The following is a 17,169-nucleotide window of genomic DNA, read 5'->3' as shown; positions in this document are numbered from 1 at the left end:
GCGTACCTGGTCGCCCGGAGGCCCCGCAGGGCCGCCTGTTTACTTGGCCTTCTCGACGACCTGGACGAGCCGCCACCGCTTGGTGGCCGACGTCGGCCGGGTCTCCATGATCTGGACGCGGTCGCCGATGCCGGCGACGTTCTCCTCGTCGTGGACCTTCAGCTTGCTGGTCCGGCGGATGACCTTGCCGTAGAGGGCGTGCTTCACGCGGTCCTCCACCTCGACGACGATCGTCTTGGCCATCTTGTCGCTGACCACGAGGCCCTCACGGACCTTGCGGTACCCACGCCCGGCCAGGCCGGGGCCCGTGGACTCCTGGGTCTCGCTCATGCCACACCCTCGTTCGGGGCGACCGAGAGACCCAGCTCGCGCTCGCGCATGATCGTGTAGATCCGGGCGATGTCGCGGCGGACGGTCTGCAGTCGCCGGTTGTTGTCCAGCTGGCCGGTGGCCACCTGGAACCGCAGGTTGAACAGTTCTTCCTTGGACTCGCGCAGCCGCGAAGCGAGCTCGTCAGCAGAGAGCTCGCGCAGCTCGGGAGCGGTCAGACCAGCGGCCATCACACTTCTCCTTCACGCGTGATGAAGCGGCACTTCATCGGCAGCTTGTGGATCGCGCGGCGCATGGCCTCGCGGGCCACGGGCTCGGCCACACCGGAGAGCTCGAAGAGCACCCGGCCCGGCTTCACGTTGGCGACCCACCACTCGGGCGAACCCTTACCGGAACCCATGCGGGTCTCGGCCGGCTTCTTGGTGAGCGGGCGGTCGGGGTAGATCGAGATCCACACCTTGCCGCCACGGCGGATGTGCCGGGTCATGGCGATACGGGCCGACTCGATCTGCCGGTTCGTCACGTACGCCGGCTCGAGGGCCTGGATGGCGTACTCACCGAAGTTGATCTCGGTGCCGCCCTTGGCCCGGCCGGAACGGCTCGGGTGGTGCTGCTTGCGGTGCTTGACGCGCCGTGGGATGAGCATGGCTCAGCTCTCCGTGTTCTCGGTCGCGGCGGCCGTGGTCTCGGCGGCCGCGGTGGCCTCCGGACCGGCGACCTCGGCGACGGTCGTCTCGGGAGCGACGTCGCCCGACGTGGCGGCGACGGTGCTCTCGGCGGTGTCGGCCACCGGCCCGGTCGTGGTCTGGGCGGCGGCGCGGCCGGCCTCGGTGCCACCGGCGGTGGTGCCGGAGGAGCCGGAGCGGCGCGGGCGCTGGGGGCGCTCGCGGCGCTGGCCCTGCCGGGCGGCGAGGGCCTCGAGGGCCTCGCGCTCGGCACGGGAGCCGCTGACGTCACCCTTGTAGATCCACACCTTCACGCCGATGCGGCCGAAGGTGGTGCGGGCCTCGTAGATGCCGTAGTCGATGTTCGCGCGGAGCGTGTGCAGCGGCACGCGACCCTCGCGGTAGAACTCCGACCGGCTCATCTCGGTGCCGCCCAGGCGCCCGGAGCACTGCACCCGGATGCCCTTGACCTGCGGGCTGCGCTGGGCCGACTGCATGGCCTTGCGCATGGCGCGGCGGAAGCTGACCCGGCTGGAGAGCTGCTCGGCGACGCCCTGGGCGACCAGCTGCGCGTCCGACTCGGGGTTCTTGACCTCGAGGATGTTCAGCTGCACCTGCTTGCCGGTGAGCTTCTCGAGCTCGCCGCGGATGCGGTCGGCCTCGGCGCCGCGGCGACCGATGACGATGCCGGGACGCGCGGTGTGGATGTCGACACGGACCCGGTCACGGGTGCGCTCGATCTCCACCTTGGAGATGCCGGCCCGCTCCATGCCCTTGGACATGAGCTTGCGGATCGCGACGTCTTCCTTGACGTAGTCCTTGTACAGCTTGTCCGCGTACCACCGGGACTTGTAGTCGGTGGTGATCCCGAGTCGGAACCCGTGCGGGTTGACCTTCTGACCCACTAGCGGGTCCCTCCCCTCGTGTTGCTGGTCTGCTGCGTGGCCGGGCCGGTCTGACCCGTGTCGCGGCGCGCCTTGCGCGACTTCTGCGCCAGCTCGGCGCTCGCCGCGACCTCGGCGACCTCGACCGTGATGTGGCAGGTCCGCTTGTTGATGCGGAACGCCCGGCCCTGCGCACGCGGACGGATCCGCTTGAGCGTCGGGCCCTCGTCGACGTAGGCGGCGCTGACGACCAGCGCAGCCGGGTCGAGCTGCAGGTTGTGCTCGGCGTTGGCCACCGCGCTGGCGACCACCTTCGCGACCGGCTCGCTGGCGGCCTGCGGGGCGAACCGCAGCAGCGCCAGGGCCTCGTCGGTCGGCAGGTAGCGGATCAGGTCCACCACCCGACGGGCCTTCATGGGGGTCACGCGGACGAACCGGGCCGTAGCCCGGGCGACCGGCGCCTCCTGTCCCACCTGGGAAGTCATCTGTATCTCTCTCTACCTGGTCAGCCGCGCCGCGACCGGCGGTCGTCCTTGACGTGCCCACGGAAGGTGCGCGTGGGCGCGAACTCGCCGAGCTTGTGCCCGACCATCGCCTCGGTCACGAAGACCGGGACGTGCTTGCGGCCGTCGTGCACGGCCAGCGTGTGACCGAGCATGTCGGGGATGATCGTCGAACGACGCGACCAGGTGCGGATCACGTTCTTGGTGCCCTTTTCGTTCTGGGCGTCCACCTTCTTGAGCAGGTGGTCGTCGACGAACGGGCCCTTCTTCAGGCTGCGTGGCATGTCTGTCGGCTCCTATCCCGCTCAGCGCTTCTTGTTGGCGCGCCGGCGGCGCACGATCATCGCGTCACTGGCCTTGCGCTTGCGCGTCCGGCCCTCCGGCTTGCCCTTCGGGTTCACCGGGTGACGACCACCGGAGGTCTTGCCCTCACCACCACCGTGCGGGTGGTCGACCGGGTTCATGGCGACACCGCGGACGGTCGGGCGCTTGCCCTTCCACCGCATGCGGCCGGCCTTGCCCCAGTTGATGTTCGACTGCTCGGCGTTGCCCACCTCGCCGACGGTCGCGCGGCAGCGCACGTCGACGTTGCGGATCTCGCCCGACGGCATGCGCAGCTGCGCGAACCGGCCCTCACGGGCGACCAGCTGGACGCTGGTCCCCGCGGAGCGGGCGATCTTGGCGCCGCCACCGGGACGGAGCTCGATGGCGTGAACCACCGTGCCCACCGGGATGTTCCGCAGCGGCAGGTTGTTGCCCGGCTTGATGTCGGCCGACGGGCCGCACTCGACCAGGTCGCCCTGCTTCAGGCGGGCCGGGGCGATGATGTAGCGCTTCTCCCCGTCCGCGTAGTGCAGCAGCGCGATGCGCGAGGTGCGGTTCGGGTCGTACTCGATGTGCGCGACCTTGGCCGGCACGCCGTCCTTGTCGGCCCGGCGGAAGTCGATCACCCGGTAGGCGCGCTTGTGGCCGCCACCCTGGTGACGAGCCGTGACCTTCCCGTGGACGTTGCGCCCGCCACGACCGTGCAGCGGTCGGACCAGCGACTTCTCGGGGTGGTCGCGGGTGACCTCGGCGAAGTCGGCGACGCTGGAGCCGCGGCGGCCCGGCGTCGTCGGCTTGTACTTGCGGATAGCCATTGCTGACTCAGTCCCGTCTTCTATCTCTGGTCCGTCGTCCCGGGCGCTCAGGCGCCCGGACCGCCGAAGATCTCGATGCGGTCGCCAGGCGCCAGCGAGACGATGGCGCGCTTGGTGTCCTTGCGCTTGCCCAGCTTGTTGCCCTTGCTGCGCTTGCGCTTGCCCTGGCGGTTGATCGTGTTCACGCCGAGGACCTTCACGTTGAAGATCTGCTCGACCGCGATCTTGATCTGGGTCTTGTTGGCCTCGGGCAGCACGACGAACGTGTACTGGTTCTCGTCCAGCAGCCCGTAGCTCTTCTCGGAGATCACCGGGGCGAGCAGGACGTCCCGGGGGTCGCGGACGCTCATGCCTGCTCCTCGGTGGTCTCGTCAGCGGACTCGTCGGCGGACTCCGCCGACGCGGCCTTCTTGGCGGGGGCCTTCTTCGCCGCGGCCTTCTTGGCCGGGGCCTTCTTCGCCGGGGCCTCGGCCGCGACGTCGGCGTCGGTGGTGCCCTCGCCGGCGGCGGGGGCGATCGACGGCACGGCGTCCGGGATGTCGGCCGTGGTGAGGTCCGGCAGCTGCACGCCCTTGCCCTTGGCCGGGCCGGCCACGAACTCGGCCAGCGCGGTCTCGGTGAAGACGACCTCGTCGGCCACCAGCACGTCGTAGGTGTTGAGCTGGCCGGCCTCGATCAGGTGCACCTGCGGCAGGTTGCGCAGGCTGACCCAGTTGAGGACGTCGTCGTGGTCCAGGACCACGAGGACCTTGGCGGCCTGGGTGATCGCGGTGAGCGTCGCCAGGGCGTCCTTGGTCTTCGGGGCGTCGCCCTCGACGAATGCCGAGACGACGTGCACGCGACCCTCGCGAGCCCGGTCGGAGAGGGCACCGCGCAGCGCGGCGGCCTTCATCTTCTTCGGGGTCTTCTTCGAGTAGTCACGCGGCTGCGGGCCGTGGACGGTGCCACCCCCGGTGAACTGCGGCGCACGGATCGAGCCCTGGCGGGCGCGACCGGTGCCCTTCTGGCGGTAGGGCTTGATGCCACCGCCGCTGACCTGGCCGCGGGTCTTCGTCGCGTGGGTGCCCTGGCGGGCGGCGGCCAGCTGGGCCACGACCACCTGGTGCATCAGCGAGATGTTCGCGTCGGCGTCGAAGAGCTCGCCGGGCAGCGTGACGCTGCCGGAGGTCTCCCCCGCCGGGGTGCGCACGTCGACCTGGCGGTCGGTGCGCGTCTCGGTCGACTGGGTCACTTGGTGTCACTCCCCACGGGGCCACCCTTGACGGCCGAACGGACCAGCACGAGGCCGCCCTTCGGACCGGGGATGGCGCCCTTGATCAGCAGCAGACCGCGCTCGGCGTCCACCTTGTGGACGCGCAGCGACAGGGTCGTGGTCTTGACCGCACCCATGCGGCCGGCCATGCGCAGGCCCTTGAAGACGCGGCCGGGCGTGGACGCGCCACCGATGGAACCCGGCGACCGGTGCTTGCGCTGGGTGCCGTGCGCGGCGCCGAGGCCCTTGAAGCCGTGACGCTTCATGACACCGGCGGTGCCCTTGCCCTTGCTGGTGCCGATGACGTCGACCTTGGTCACGCCGTCGAACACGTCGGTGGTCAGCTCCTGGCCGACCGTGTACTGCCCGGCGTCCTCGGTGCGCAGTTCGACCAGGTGCCGCCGCGGCGTCACGCCCGCCTTGGTGAAGTGCCCGCCCTCGGGGCGGTTCACCTTGCGCGGGTCGATCTCACCGAAACCGAGCTGGACGGCCGAGTAGCCGTCGACCTCGGGGGTGCGCACCTGGGTCACCACACACGGGCCCGCCTTGACGACGGTCACCGGCACGAGGCGGTTGTTCTCGTCGAAAACCTGGGTCATCCCCAGCTTCTCGCCGAGGAGCCCGCGAAATGTGCTCGCCATGTCTGCTGACTGCCCTTACTGGATGTTGACGTCGACCGAGGCCGGCAGGTCGATGCGCATGAGCGCGTCGACCGTCTTCGGCGTCGGGTCGAGGATGTCGATGAGCCGCTTGTGCGTCCGCATCTCGAAGTGCTCGAACGAGTCCTTGTACTTGTGCGGCGAACGGATCACCGCGTACACGTTCTTCTCCGTCGGCAGAGGCACCGGGCCGACCACACGCGCTCCGGTCTTGGTGACCGTCTCCACGATGCGCCGCGCCGAGGCGTCGATCGCCTCGTGGTCATAGGCCTTCAGCCGGATGCGGATCTTCTGTCCCGCCATCGCTGTCTTCTGCTCCTGCCGATCGGTTGTGAAAGTTCGAGTGGGTCTGCTGACCCGGGGTGGGTCCGGGGCACGGGGCCCCGGACCCTGGCCGGGCGGCGGCCGCTCGTCGCGGCCGCCGCCCGCCGGGGGTGTTACTTGAGGATCTTGGTGACGCGGCCGGCGCCCACGGTCCGACCACCCTCGCGGATGGCGAACTTCAGGCCCTCCTCCATGGCGATGGGCTGGATGAGCTCCACCGTCATCTCGGTGTTGTCGCCGGGCATGACCATCTCGGTGCCGGCGGGCAGGGTCACCACACCGGTCACGTCCGTCGTCCGGAAGTAGAACTGGGGACGGTAGTTGTTGAAGAACGGCGTGTGACGGCCACCCTCGTCCTTCGAGAGGATGTAGACCGAACCCTCGAAGTTGGTGTGCGGGGTGATCGAGCCGGGCTTCACGACGACCTGGCCGCGCTCCACGTCCTCGCGCTTGATGCCGCGGAGGAGCAGACCGACGTTGTCACCGGCCTGGCCCTGGTCGAGCAGCTTGCGGAACATCTCGACGCCGGTGACGGTGGTCTTGGTCGAGGAGTCCTTGATGCCGACGATCTCGACCTCCTCGTTCACCTTGACGATGCCGCGCTCCACGCGACCGGTCACGACGGTGCCGCGGCCGGTGATGGTGAAGACGTCCTCGACGGGCATGAGGAACGGCTTGTCGATGTCGCGCTCCGGCTCGGGGATCGCGGTGTCGACGGCGTTCATCAGCTCCATGAGCTTGTCGCCCCACTCGGCGTCGCCCTCGAGCGCCTTGAGCGCCGAGACGCGGACCACGGGGACGTCGTCGCCCGGGAACTCGTACTCGGACAGCAGCTCGCGGACCTCCAGCTCGACGAGCTCGAGGATCTCCTCGTCGTCGACCATGTCGGCCTTGTTGAGCGCCACGACGATGTAGGGGACACCGACCTGGCGGGCCAGGAGCACGTGCTCCTTGGTCTGCGGCATCGGGCCGTCGGTGGCGGCGACCACCAGGATGGCGCCGTCCATCTGCGCCGCACCGGTGATCATGTTCTTGATGTAGTCGGCGTGACCCGGGCAGTCGACGTGCGCGTAGTGACGGTTCTCCGTCTGGTACTCGACGTGCGCGATCGAGATCGTGATGCCGCGGGCCTTCTCCTCGGGCGCCTTGTCGATCTGGTCGAAGGCGGACGCCTCGTTGAGGTCCGGGTACTTGTCGTGCAGGACCTTGGTGATCGCCGCGGTCAGCGTCGTCTTGCCGTGGTCGATGTGCCCGATGGTGCCGATGTTGACGTGCGGCTTGGTCCGCTCGAACTTGGCCTTGGCCACTGGGTTCCTCTCCTCGTGGTTACGCAGGTGGTGCGTGCTCTGGGGGGTGGGGCTGTGCTCGGGGCCGGCGGCGTGCCGCCGGCCGGTTACTCGCCGGTCGCCTTGGCGATGATCTCCTTGGCGACGTTGGCCGGGACCTCGGCGTACGAGTCGAACACCATGGTGTAGCTCGCCCGTCCCTGGGTGCGGCTGCGCAGGTCGCCCACGTAGCCGAACATCTCCGAGAGCGGGACCAGGGCCCGGACGACGCGAGCGCCGGAGCGCTCCTCCATCGCCTGGATGATCCCGCGCCGGGAGTTCAGGTCGCCGATGACGTCACCCATGTAGTCCTCGGGCGTGACGACCTCGACGGCCATCATCGGCTCGAGCAGGGCCGGGTCGGCCTTGCGCGCGGCCTCCTTGAAGACCATCGAGCCGGCGATCTTGAAGGCCATCTCCGAGGAGTCCACCTCGTGGTACTGGCCGTCGATCAGGCTGGCCTTGACGCCCACGACCGGGTAGCCGGCGAGGATGCCGTACTGCATGGCGTCCTGGATGCCCTGGTCGACCGACGGGATGTACTCCCGCGGGACGCGGCCACCGGTGACGGCGTTCTCGAACTCGTAGGTGGCCGAGTCGCCGCTGATCGGCAGCGGCTCGAGGGTCACCTGGACCTTCGCGAACTGGCCCGACCCACCCGTCTGCTTCTTGTGGGTGTAGTCGTACTTCTCGACGGCCCGGCGGATCGTCTCGCGGTAGGCCACCTGCGGCTTGCCGACGTTGGCCTCGACCTTGAACTCGCGCCGCATGCGGTCGACGAGGATCTCCAGGTGCAGCTCACCCATGCCGGAGATGACGGTCTGGCCGGTCTCCTCGTCGAGCTTGACCTGGAAGGTCGGGTCCTCCTCGGCCAGCTTCTGGATGGCCGTGCCCAGCTTCTCCTGGTCGCCCTTCGTCTTCGGCTCGATCGCCACCGAGATGACCGGGGCCGGGAAGGTCATCGACTCGAGGATCACCGGGTTCTGCGGGTCGCAGAGGGTGTCACCCGTCGTCGTCTGCTTCAGGCCCACGACGGCCACGATCTGGCCGGCGCCCACGCCCTCGCGCTCCTCGCGCTTGTTGGCGTGCATCTGGTAGATCTTGCCGATCCGCTCCTTGCGGTCCTTGGTGCTGTTGAGCACCGGCGAACCGGAGGAGAGACGACCGGAGTACACGCGGACGTAGGTCAGCTTGCCCAGGTGCTGGTCGGTCTGGATCTTGAAGGCCAGGGCCGAGAACGGCTCGTCCTCGTCCGCGTGGCGCAGCACCTCGGTCTCGCCGTCCAGGGCGGTGCCCTTGATCGACTCGATGTCCAGCGGGCTGGGCAGGTAGTCGGTGACGGCGTCGAGCAGGGGCTGGATGCCCTTGTTCTTGAACGCGGTGCCGGTCAGGACCGGGTTGACCTGCGCGGCGATGGTCGCCTTGCGGATCGCGGCCTTGAGGCGGTCGACGTCGATCTCCTCGCCACCGAGGTAGGACTCCATGAGCGAGTCGTCGAAGTCTGCGATGTTCTCGAGGAGCTTCTCGCGGTACTCGGCGGCCTGGTCGGCGAGCTCGGCCGGGATCTCCTCGACGGAGTAGTCCTCGCCCATCTGGGTCTCGCCGCGCCACGTCAGCGCGCGCATCTGCACCAGGTCGACGACGCCGATGAAGTCGGCCTCGGCACCGATGGGCAGCTGCAGCACCAGCGGGTTGGCACCCAGGCGCTCGACCATCATGTCGACGCAGCGGAAGAAGTTCGCCCCGGTGCGGTCGAGCTTGTTGACGAAGCACATGCGCGGGACGCCGTACTTCTCGGCCTGCCGCCACACCTGCTCGGTCTGCGGCTCGACGCCGGCGACACCGTCGTAGACCGCGACGGCGCCGTCGAGCACCCGCAGCGACCGCTCCACCTCGACGGTGAAGTCGACGTGCCCGGGGGTGTCGATGATGTTGATGTCGTAGCCGTTCCAGGAGCACTTCGTCGCGGCCGACGTGATGGTGATGCCGCGCTCCTGCTCCTGCTCCATCCAGTCCATCGTGGCCGCGCCGTCGTGGACCTCACCGATCTTGTACGTGATACCGGTGTAGAAGAGGATGCGCTCCGTCGTCGTCGTCTTGCCGGCGTCGATGTGCGCCATGATCCCGATGTTGCGGGTCTTGGCGAGCTGGGCCTCGTTGCTGGCCATGTCCTTACTCCTCTTGCCTGGTGTCCGTGTGCGGGTCCGGGGATCGCCCGGGAGTCCCGCCGACGGCGGGCGCTGGTCGGTGGGTTACCAGCGGTAGTGCGCGAAGGCCTTGTTCGACTCGGCCATCTTGTGCGTGTCCTCGCGACGCTTCACCGCGGCACCGAGACCGTTGCTCGCGTCGAGCAGCTCGTTCATCAGGCGCTCGGTCATCGTCTTCTCGCGACGGGCCCGGCTGTACTGGATCAGCCAGCGCAGGCCGAGGGTGGTGCTGCGCGAGGCGCGGACCTCGACCGGGACCTGGTAGGTCGCACCACCGACGCGGCGGCTGCGGACCTCGAGGGCCGGCTTCACGTTGTCCAGCGCGCGCTTGAGCGTGACGACCGGGTCGGTGTCGGTCTTGGCGCGGCAGCCCTCGAGGGCGCCGTAGACGATCGACTCGGCGACCGAGCGCTTGCCGTCGACCAGCACCTTGTTCACCAGCTGGGTCACCAGCGGCGACTGGTACACCGGGTCGGCGACGAGCGGGCGCTTCGGCGCGGGGCCCTTGCGCGGCATTAGCTCTTCTCCTTCTTCGCGCCGTAACGGCTGCGAGCCTGCTTGCGGTTGCGGACACCCTGGGTGTCCAGCGAGCCACGGATGATCTTGTAGCGCACGCCCGGCAGGTCCTTCACGCGGCCGCCGCGCACGAGCACCATCGAGTGCTCCTGCAGGTTGTGGCCGACGCCCGGGATGTAGGCGGTCACCTCGATGCCACTGGTGAGGCGGACGCGAGCGACCTTGCGCAGCGCCGAGTTCGGCTTCTTCGGCGTCGTCGTGTACACGCGCGTGCAGACGCCGCGGCGCTGGGGGGAACCCTTCAGCGCCGGGGTCTTGGTCTTCTCGACCTTGTCCTCGCGGCCCTTGCGGACCAGCTGGTTGATCGTGGGCATGGGTGGCCTGGATCTCCTACCTGCGCTGGGGTGGTGCTCGTCGAATTGCTACTGGCTTCGTGCTGTCGTGCTCGGGTGCCGGGCCCGTGCGGGCCGCCCGCTCCCGGCCGTGGGCCACCGTCCGGCCCCCGCGGTCGGGCGTGTCGCCCTTCCCAGGACCGGCCCGTGGTCGGACCGAACTCGGTTGCCCCTCGCGACTCGGCGCCGCCACCCTCCGGCGAGGCCGGGAGGTGGTCCCCGGCGGCCACGAGGTCGTCGACCTCCGGCCACCCAGGCGCACCGCGAACGGGAGCTGGCCCAGGGCACCCTGGGCACGGCTGACCACGATACCCGTGCCTCCGAGGCCGGTCAAAGCCGGGTCCCTCACACGCACGGCCGCAAGGCCCGCCGCCGTCCACCGGAGCGGACGCCACCGGGAGAACCCCGTCCACCGGGGATCGATTCCCCGCCGGCCGGAGGTCCCCGGGATCGCTCCGGAGCTGAGGCACGGTACCCCGTCCCGCCCCGCGGCGGGAGCAGCGGCGCCGCGCGCCGCGCCGCGCCGCGGGTTGCGATCCGCCGCCGTCCGGGAACTGTCGGACCACCGGCCTAGCGTCGCCGGCCTCGACGAGCATCGGAGAACCACCGTGCACCCTGATTCGGCCCGCGAGCTGAAGGCCCTGCTGCTGGAACGGCTGCGGTCGATGCCGTCGGCACGGGACCACGGTCCCGGGGAGGGCCCGCACGTGGCGGTCGGCCTGGCGCCGGCCGGCGGGGGCCGGGCCCGGGTGGCGGTCCGGCTGGAGCGCGAGGCCGACCGCGCGGTGCTGCCCGACCTGGGTGCGTCGGCGGGGTCGGAGCTCGACGTCCGGGTCATCGGGCGGGTGCACGCCCTCTCCTCCCCCACACCCGGTGAGCTGCAGGGGAGGGTGCGCCCGCTGCGTCCCGGGCTCTCCGTCGCGCACCCGGACGTCACCGCCGGGACCCTCGGCGGCCTCGTGCGCGTCCCCGGCGGGCTGGCGGTGCTGTCCAACAACCACGTGCTCGCGGCCAGCGACGCCGCCCGGGTCGGGGACCCGGTCCTGCAGCCGGGACCGGCCGACGGCGGGAGCGCGGCCGACCGGGTGGCGACGCTCGCCGCCTTCCAGCGGTTCAGCGCCGAGGGCAACCTGGTCGACGCGGCGGTCGCGACGCTCGACGACGGGGTGGAGGCCGATCCCGGGGCGGTGCCCGGCGGTCCGCTGACCGGGCCGCTCCCCCGGCCCGACGGCATCGAGCCCGACGAGGAGGTCGAGAAGGTGGGGCGCACGACCGGGCACACCCGGGGCCGGATCACCGCGGTCGAGGTGGACGGGGTCGCGGTGCAGTACGACCGGGCGATCTTCTCCTTCGACGACCAGGTCGAGATCGAGGGCCTCGCCGGCGGCTTCAGCGCCGGCGGGGACAGCGGCTCGGTCATCTGGCGCAGCCGCGACCGCGCCCCGTTCGCGCTCCTGTTCGCGGGCAGCGACACCGGGGGCAGCCAGGGCACGGGGGTCACCTTCGCCAACCCGCTCGCGACGGTGCTCGACCTGCTGGCCGCGGAGTGGGTGGCGGAGCTCCGGGGGTAGGTCGCCCCGCCGAGGGTGTCCTCCGGGCTCGGGGAGGGGCACCATGGGTGCATGACCGACCGGGCCGCGGCGAGCGCCGCCAAGACCGCGCTGGCGCACCGCCTCTCGGGCGACCCCGGCGTCGTGGGGATCGGGCTGGCCCGGCGGGCGAGCGGGTACGTGCTCAAGGTGAACCTGGCCGACCCCGCCGTCGCGCCCCGCGTCCCCGGCGACGTCGACGGCGTGCGCGTGGTGACCGAGGTGATCGGGACCGTCCGCCCGCTGTGACGGCCCCTGCAGGGGCCCACCGCGGGCCTGCGAGCGGTGGGGGGCCGGGGGTCGTCCTCCGCTAGCCTGCGCGAATGCGTATCGGTATCCAGGCCAGTTACAGCGGTGGGTTCCAGGAGACCGCGGCGGAGATCCGCGACCTCGAGTCCGCCGGGCTCGACGTCGCGGCGGTGGCCGAGGTCTACACGTTCGACGCGGTCAGCCAGCTGGGCTACCTCGCCGCCGTCACCGAGCGGGTCGAGCTGCTCAGCGCCATCTTCCCGATCTACAGCCGCACCCCCGCGCTCACGGCGATGACCGCGGCCGGGCTGGACTTCGTCTCCGGCGGCCGCTTCACCCTCGGCCTGGGTGCGTCCGGTCCGCAGGTCATCGAGGGCTGGCACGGCGTCCCCTACGACGCGCCGCTGCAGCGGACCCGGGAGGTCGTGGAGATCTGCCGCCAGGTGTGGCGCCGCGAACGGCTCGACCACCAGGGCAAGAAGTACACCGTGCCGCTGCCCGCCGACCAGGGCACCGGCCTGGGCAAGCCGCTCAAGCTGATCAACACCCCGGTCCGCGAGCGCATCCCCGTCATGCTGGCCGCCCTGGGGCCGAAGAACGTCGAGCTCGCGGCGGAGATCGCCGAGGCGTGGGAGCCGATCTTCTTCTACCCCGAGAAGGCGGCGACGGTCTGGGGCGAGTCGCTCGCAGCCGGCAAGGCCAAGCGCGACGCCGCCCTGGGCGACCTGCAGGTGATCACCGGCGTCCCGGTGGCCATCGGCGACGACGTGGAGCCGCTGCTGGAGTTCGTGAAGCCGGCGCTGGCCCTCTACATCGGGGGCATGGGCGCCCGCGGCAAGAACTTCTACAACGACCTCGCCGTCCGGTACGGCTACGAGGCCGAGGCGAAGACCATCCAGGACCTCTACCTGGACGGCAAGAAGGACGAGGCCGCGGCCGTCGTCCCCGACGACCTGGTGCGGGCCTCCTCGCTGATCGGCCCCGAGGGGTACGTCGCCGAGCGGATCGCCGCCTTCGCCGAGGCCGGCGTCACCACGCTGATGCTGCAGCCCCTCGACGGCTCCCGCGAGGCCCGGCTCAAGACCGTGGAGACCATGAAGCGCCTCGCCGGCTGAGCGGAGTTCCCTGCTTCATGTACAGAAAGCAGGGACGCGAAAGGGCCCCCGAGTCGGATGACTCGGGGGCCCTTTCGTCACTGCCTAGCTAGGGGTTCAGCCCCGCCAGTCGTACTCCTCGAGACGCACGGCCTCGCCGGTGCCCTGACCGAAGACGTCGGGGCTGTAGTACTGCCCGTCGTCGTAGCCGGCCATGGTGTAGACGGCGGCCCGCGCCTCCTCGGTCGGCTCGACCGTGATGTTCCGGTAGCGGCTGATGCCCGTACCCGCCGGGATCAGCTTTCCGATGATCACGTTCTCCTTGAGGCCGAGCAGGCTGTCGCTCTTGCCCTGGATCGCGGCGTCGGTGAGCACCTTGGTCGTCTCCTGGAAGGAGGCGGCCGACAGCCACGACTCGGTTGCGAGCGAGGCCTTGGTGATGCCCATGAGCACCGGACGGGCCGAGGCCGGCTCGCCGCCCTCGGCGACGACGCGACGGTTCTCGGTCTCGAACAGCGTCCGCTCGACCAGCGCACCGGGCAGGAACTCCGTCGCGCCCGAGTCGATGATGGTCACCCGCTTCAGCATCTGCCGGATGATCACCTCGATGTGCTTGTCGTGGATCGACACACCCTGCGACCGGTAGACCTCCTGGACCTCCCGGACCAGGTGCAGCTGCACCTCGCGGGGGCCCATGATCCGCAGCACCTCGTGCGGGTCGACCGCACCCTCGGTGAGCTGCTCGCCGACCTCGACGTGGGCGCCGTCCTCGACCCGCAGCCGCGAACGACGCGACAGCTTGTCGTAGACGACCTCGTCGGAGCCGTCGTCCGGGGTGATGGTGAGCTTGCGGAACTGCTCGCCGTCCTCGATCCGCACGGTGCCGGCCAGCTCGGCGATCGGGGCCTTGCCCTTGGGGACGCGGGCCTCGAAGAGCTCCACCACACGCGGCAGACCGTGGGTGATGTCCTCACCCGCGACACCACCGGTGTGGAAGGTGCGCATCGTCAGCTGGGTGCCCGGCTCGCCGATCGACTGGGCGGCGATGATGCCGACCGCCTCGCCGACGTCCACCAGCTTGCCGGTCGCCAGCGACCGGCCGTAGCAGGTGGCGCAGGTGCCGAGCAGCGACTCGCAGGTCAGGACGCAGCGGACCTTGACCTCGGCTACCCCGGCGTCGATCAGCGTCTGGATCAGGACGTCACCCAGGTCGGCGTTCGCCGGGGCGATGACCGTCCCGTCCTCGGCCACCACGTCGGCGGCCAGGGCGCGGGCGTAGACGCTGGTCTCCACGTGCGCATCGCGCGTGACGACGCCGTCGACGACGGTGCCGATCGGCATGATGACGCCGCGGTCGGTGCCGCAGTCCTCCTCGCGGATGATGACGTCCTGCGAGACGTCGACCAGCCGTCGGGTCAGGTAACCCGAGTCGGCGGTCCGCAGCGCGGTGTCGGCCAGACCCTTGCGCGCACCGTGCGTGGAGATGAAGTACTCCAGCACCGACAGACCCTCCCGGAAGTTGGCCTTGATCGGCCGCGGGATGATCTCGCCCTTCGGGTTGGCGACCAGACCGCGCATACCGGCGATCTGGCTGATCTGCATCATGTTGCCTCGGGCGCCCGAGTTGACCATGACCCAGACCGGGTTGGTGGTCGGGAAGTTGTCCACCATCGCCTGGCTGACCTCGGCCCGCGCGCGGGTCCAGATCTCGATCAGCTCGCCACGACGCTCGGCGTCGGTGATGACGCCGCGCTCGTACTGCTTCTCGATCTTGGCGGCCTCGGCCTCGTGCCGGTCCAGGATCTCCTGCTTGACCGGCGGGGTCACGACGTCGTCGATGGCGATCGTGACGCCCGAGCGGGTCGCCCAGCGGAAGCCGGCCGACTTGAGGGCGTCCAGCGTCGCCGCGACCTGCACCTTGGGGTAGCGCTCGGCGAGGTCGTTGACGATCGCCCCGAGCTCCTTCTTCGGCACCTGGTAGTTGACGAAGCGGTAGTCCTCGGGCAGGGCCTCGTTGAACAGCACCCGGCCCAGCGAGGTCTCGACCAGCGCCGGGGCACCCGGCGTCCAGTCCTCCGGCTGCGTCCAGGCCTCGTTGACCTTGCCGTTGTCCACGCCGAACACCTCGTCGAGGCGGATCAGCGCACGCTCCTGCAGGCCCAGCGCGCCCTTGTCGTAGGCCATGACGGCCTCGGCGGCGGACGAGAAGGAGGCCGGCGTGCCACCGTCGGCCTCGTGCCGCGAGGGCACGAGCGTCGTCAGGTGGTACAGGCCCAGCACCATGTCCTGGGTCGGCGCGGTGATCGGGCGACCGTCGGCCGGCGACAGGATGTTGTTGGACGACAGCATCAGGATCCGGGCCTCGGCCTGGGCCTCGGCCGACAGCGGCAGGTGCACCGCCATCTGGTCACCGTCGAAGTCCGCGTTGAACGCGGTGCAGACGAGCGGGTGGATCTGGATGGCCTTGCCCTCGACCAGCTGCGGCTCGAAGGCCTGGATGCCCAGGCGGTGCAGCGTCGGCGCGCGGTTGAGCAGCACCGGGTGCTCGGTGATGACCTCCTCGAGCACGTCCCACACGACCGGGCGGGCGCGCTCGACCATGCGCTTGGCGGACTTGATGTTCTGCGCGTGGTTGAGGTCGACCAGCCGCTTCATGACGAACGGCTTGAAGAGCTCGAGGGCCATCTGCTTGGGCAGACCGCACTGGTGCAGCTTCAGCTGCGGGCCGACGACGATGACCGAACGGCCGGAGTAGTCGACGCGCTTGCCGAGCAGGTTCTGGCGGAACCGGCCCTGCTTGCCCTTGAGCAGGTCGCTCAGGGACTTCAGCGGCCGGTTGCCCGGACCGGTGACCGGACGCCCGCGGCGGCCGTTGTCGAACAGCGCGTCCACGGACTCCTGGAGCATCCGCTTCTCGTTGTTCACGATGATCTCGGGCGCGCCGAGGTCGAGCAGGCGCTTCAGCCGGTTGTTCCGGTTGATGACGCGGCGGTACAGGTCGTTCATGTCGCTGGTGGCGAAGCGGCCACCGTCGAGCTGCACCATCGGGCGCAGGTCCGGCGGGATGACCGGGACGCAGTCCAGCACCATGCCCATGGGCGAGTTGCGGGTCTGCTGGAACGCCGCGACGACCTTGAGCCGCTTGAGCGCGCGCAGCTTGCGCTGGCCCTTGCCGCTGCGGATGGTCTCGCGCAGCGAGGCGGCCTCGGCGTCGAGGTCGAAGCCGGCGAGCAGCTTCTGCAGCGCCGCGGCACCCATGCCGCCCTCGAAGTACTCGCCGAAGCGGTCGCGCAGCTCGCGGTAGAGGCCCTCGTCGGCGATGAGCTGCTTGACCTCGAGCTTGCGGAAGGTGTCCATCACCTCGTCGAGGCGGTCGATCTCCCGCTGCGCGCGGTCGCGCAGCTGGCGCATCTCGCGCTCGCCGCCCTCGCGCACCTTGCGGCGCACGTCGGACTTGGCACCCTCGGCCTCGAGCTCGGCCAGGTCGGCCTCGAGCTTCTGCTGACGGGCCTCGACGTCGGCGTCGCGCCGGCCCTCGAGGTTCGACTTCTCGGCGCTGATCTCGGCCTCGATGGTCGGGAGGTCGCGGTGGCGCGCCTCGTCGTCGACCGAGGTGATCATGTAGGCCGCGAAGTAGATGATCTTCTCGAGGTCCTTGGGCGCCAGGTCGAGCAGGTAGCCCAGACGCGACGGCACACCCTTGAAGAACCAGATGTGGGTGACCGGCGCGGCCAGCTCGATGTGGCCCATCCGCTCGCGACGCACCTTGGCGCGGGTGACCTCGACGCCGCAGCGCTCGCAGATGATGCCCTTGAACCGGACCCGCTTGTACTTACCGCAGTAGCACTCCCAGTCCCGGGTGGGACCGAAGATCTTCTCGCAGAAGAGACCGTCCTTCTCCGGGCGCAGGGTCCGGTAGTTGATGGTCTCGGGCTTCTTCACCTCACCGTGGCTCCACTGGCGGATGTCGTCGCCGGTGGCCAGCCCGATGCGGAGCTCGTCGAAGAAGTTGACGTCGAGCAAGGTGTGACCCCTTTCAGG

General features: G+C 70.1%; 18 protein-coding genes and 1 pseudogene. 3 read left to right on the top strand and 16 right to left on the bottom strand.

Features of this window, described 5'->3' with window-relative positions; genetic code table 11:
* Positions 1–39: 39 nt before the first annotated feature.
* From rpsQ to rpsL, 15 genes and pseudogenes are all read right to left on the bottom strand, one after another.
* Entirely contained in the window at positions 40–330 is a 291-nt protein-coding gene (rpsQ, locus tag DQ241_RS03715; RefSeq protein ID WP_113828747.1) for a 30S ribosomal protein S17, read from the bottom strand.
* Positions 327–560, bottom strand: a complete 234-nt coding sequence (gene rpmC, locus DQ241_RS03710; protein ID WP_097194642.1) for a 50S ribosomal protein L29 — start codon at positions 558–560, stop codon at positions 327–329. The genes rpsQ and rpmC overlap by 4 nt, the downstream gene beginning before the upstream one ends.
* Entirely contained in the window at positions 560–976 is a 417-nt protein-coding gene (rplP, locus tag DQ241_RS03705) for a 50S ribosomal protein L16 (RefSeq protein ID WP_014377986.1), read from the bottom strand. The genes rpmC and rplP overlap by 1 nt, the downstream gene beginning before the upstream one ends.
* Positions 977–979: 3 nt before the next feature.
* Positions 980–1,900 carry a 30S ribosomal protein S3 gene (gene rpsC, locus DQ241_RS03700; RefSeq protein WP_113828746.1) on the bottom strand — a complete coding sequence of 307 codons (921 nt, stop codon included), beginning with the start codon at positions 1,898–1,900 and terminating at the stop codon, positions 980–982.
* 113 nt (positions 1,901–2,013) lie between these two features.
* A pseudogene (gene rplV / locus DQ241_RS03695) lies at positions 2,014–2,364 on the bottom strand (50S ribosomal protein L22); the annotation flags it as partial.
* A gap of 20 nt (positions 2,365–2,384) precedes the next feature.
* Complete coding sequence (gene rpsS / locus DQ241_RS03690; protein WP_091929108.1) at positions 2,385–2,666, bottom strand: 30S ribosomal protein S19; 282 nt, start codon at positions 2,664–2,666, stop codon at positions 2,385–2,387.
* Positions 2,667–2,687: 21 nt separating this feature from the next.
* A complete protein-coding gene (rplB, locus tag DQ241_RS03685; RefSeq protein WP_113828744.1) occupies positions 2,688–3,521 on the bottom strand; it encodes a 50S ribosomal protein L2 in 834 nt (277 codons plus the stop codon).
* Positions 3,522–3,568: 47 nt separating this feature from the next.
* Positions 3,569–3,871 carry a 50S ribosomal protein L23 gene (rplW, locus tag DQ241_RS03680; protein ID WP_113828743.1) on the bottom strand — a complete coding sequence of 101 codons (303 nt, stop codon included), beginning with the start codon at positions 3,869–3,871 and terminating at the stop codon, positions 3,569–3,571.
* A complete protein-coding gene (rplD, locus tag DQ241_RS03675) occupies positions 3,868–4,752 on the bottom strand; it encodes a 50S ribosomal protein L4 (RefSeq protein ID WP_113828742.1) in 885 nt (294 codons plus the stop codon). The genes rplW and rplD overlap by 4 nt, the downstream gene beginning before the upstream one ends.
* On the bottom strand, positions 4,749–5,414 hold the full coding sequence (rplC, locus tag DQ241_RS03670; RefSeq protein WP_113828741.1) for a 50S ribosomal protein L3: 666 nt from the start codon (positions 5,412–5,414) through the stop codon (positions 4,749–4,751). Before rplC ends, rplD begins: the two co-directional genes overlap by 4 nt.
* 15 nt (positions 5,415–5,429) lie before the next feature.
* Positions 5,430–5,735, bottom strand: a complete 306-nt coding sequence (gene rpsJ, locus DQ241_RS03665) for a 30S ribosomal protein S10 (RefSeq protein ID WP_014377994.1) — start codon at positions 5,733–5,735, stop codon at positions 5,430–5,432.
* A gap of 134 nt (positions 5,736–5,869) precedes the next feature.
* A complete protein-coding gene (tuf, locus tag DQ241_RS03660; RefSeq protein WP_113828740.1) occupies positions 5,870–7,063 on the bottom strand; it encodes an elongation factor Tu in 1,194 nt (397 codons plus the stop codon).
* An 86-nt stretch (positions 7,064–7,149) separates the two neighbouring features.
* Positions 7,150–9,249, bottom strand: coding sequence for an elongation factor G (gene fusA / locus DQ241_RS03655; protein ID WP_113828739.1), 2,100 nt, complete (start codon positions 9,247–9,249; stop codon positions 7,150–7,152).
* A gap of 84 nt (positions 9,250–9,333) precedes the next feature.
* On the bottom strand, positions 9,334–9,804 hold the full coding sequence (gene rpsG / locus DQ241_RS03650; protein ID WP_113828738.1) for a 30S ribosomal protein S7: 471 nt from the start codon (positions 9,802–9,804) through the stop codon (positions 9,334–9,336).
* Positions 9,804–10,178: a 30S ribosomal protein S12 gene (gene rpsL, locus DQ241_RS03645; protein WP_012950487.1), complete on the bottom strand. Its 375-nt coding sequence runs from the start codon at positions 10,176–10,178 to the stop codon at positions 9,804–9,806. Before rpsL ends, rpsG begins: the two co-directional genes overlap by 1 nt.
* Before the next feature lie 626 nt (positions 10,179–10,804).
* Between rpsL and DQ241_RS03640 the strand changes: the two genes are divergently transcribed.
* From DQ241_RS03640 to DQ241_RS03630, 3 genes are all read left to right on the top strand, one after another.
* Positions 10,805–11,767 (top strand): hypothetical protein, encoded by a 963-nt coding sequence (locus tag DQ241_RS03640; protein ID WP_113828737.1) that lies wholly within the window; start codon positions 10,805–10,807, stop codon positions 11,765–11,767.
* Positions 11,768–11,818: 51 nt separating this feature from the next.
* Positions 11,819–12,034: a hypothetical protein gene (locus tag DQ241_RS03635; protein WP_113828736.1), complete on the top strand. Its 216-nt coding sequence runs from the start codon at positions 11,819–11,821 to the stop codon at positions 12,032–12,034.
* 74 nt (positions 12,035–12,108) lie between these two features.
* Positions 12,109–13,149, top strand: a complete 1,041-nt coding sequence (locus tag DQ241_RS03630) for an LLM class F420-dependent oxidoreductase (protein WP_113828735.1) — start codon at positions 12,109–12,111, stop codon at positions 13,147–13,149.
* A 96-nt stretch (positions 13,150–13,245) separates the two neighbouring features.
* Here DQ241_RS03630 and DQ241_RS03625 read toward each other — a convergent pair whose 3' ends face one another.
* A complete protein-coding gene (locus DQ241_RS03625) occupies positions 13,246–17,151 on the bottom strand; it encodes a DNA-directed RNA polymerase subunit beta' (protein WP_113828734.1) in 3,906 nt (1,301 codons plus the stop codon).
* Between the last annotated feature and the right edge of the window lie 18 nt (positions 17,152–17,169).

This window comes from Blastococcus sp. TF02A-30 (assembly GCF_003319185.1).
GTDB lineage: Bacteria > Actinomycetota > Actinomycetes > Mycobacteriales > Geodermatophilaceae > Blastococcus.
Note: the sequence above shows the minus strand (reverse complement) of the source record. Positions and strands in the feature narration are given on the sequence as shown.

Coding starts and splice junctions, on each gene's coding strand:
- rpsS (WP_091929108.1), bottom strand. CDS start 2,666: ATGCCACGCAGCCTGAAGAAGGGCCCGTTCGTCGACGACCACCTGCTC.
- rpsJ (WP_014377994.1), bottom strand. CDS start 5,735: ATGGCGGGACAGAAGATCCGCATCCGGCTGAAGGCCTATGACCACGAG.
- DQ241_RS03635 (WP_113828736.1), top strand. CDS start 11,819: ATGACCGACCGGGCCGCGGCGAGCGCCGCCAAGACCGCGCTGGCGCAC.
- fusA (WP_113828739.1), bottom strand. CDS start 9,249: ATGGCCAGCAACGAGGCCCAGCTCGCCAAGACCCGCAACATCGGGATC.
- rpsQ (WP_113828747.1), bottom strand. CDS start 330: ATGAGCGAGACCCAGGAGTCCACGGGCCCCGGCCTGGCCGGGCGTGGG.
- rpsL (WP_012950487.1), bottom strand. CDS start 10,178: ATGCCCACGATCAACCAGCTGGTCCGCAAGGGCCGCGAGGACAAGGTC.
- rplP (WP_014377986.1), bottom strand. CDS start 976: ATGCTCATCCCACGGCGCGTCAAGCACCGCAAGCAGCACCACCCGAGC.
- rpsG (WP_113828738.1), bottom strand. CDS start 9,804: ATGCCGCGCAAGGGCCCCGCGCCGAAGCGCCCGCTCGTCGCCGACCCG.
- rplC (WP_113828741.1), bottom strand. CDS start 5,414: ATGGCGAGCACATTTCGCGGGCTCCTCGGCGAGAAGCTGGGGATGACC.
- rplB (WP_113828744.1), bottom strand. CDS start 3,521: ATGGCTATCCGCAAGTACAAGCCGACGACGCCGGGCCGCCGCGGCTCC.
- rpmC (WP_097194642.1), bottom strand. CDS start 560: ATGGCCGCTGGTCTGACCGCTCCCGAGCTGCGCGAGCTCTCTGCTGAC.
- rplW (WP_113828743.1), bottom strand. CDS start 3,871: ATGAGCGTCCGCGACCCCCGGGACGTCCTGCTCGCCCCGGTGATCTCC.
- DQ241_RS03630 (WP_113828735.1), top strand. CDS start 12,109: ATGCGTATCGGTATCCAGGCCAGTTACAGCGGTGGGTTCCAGGAGACC.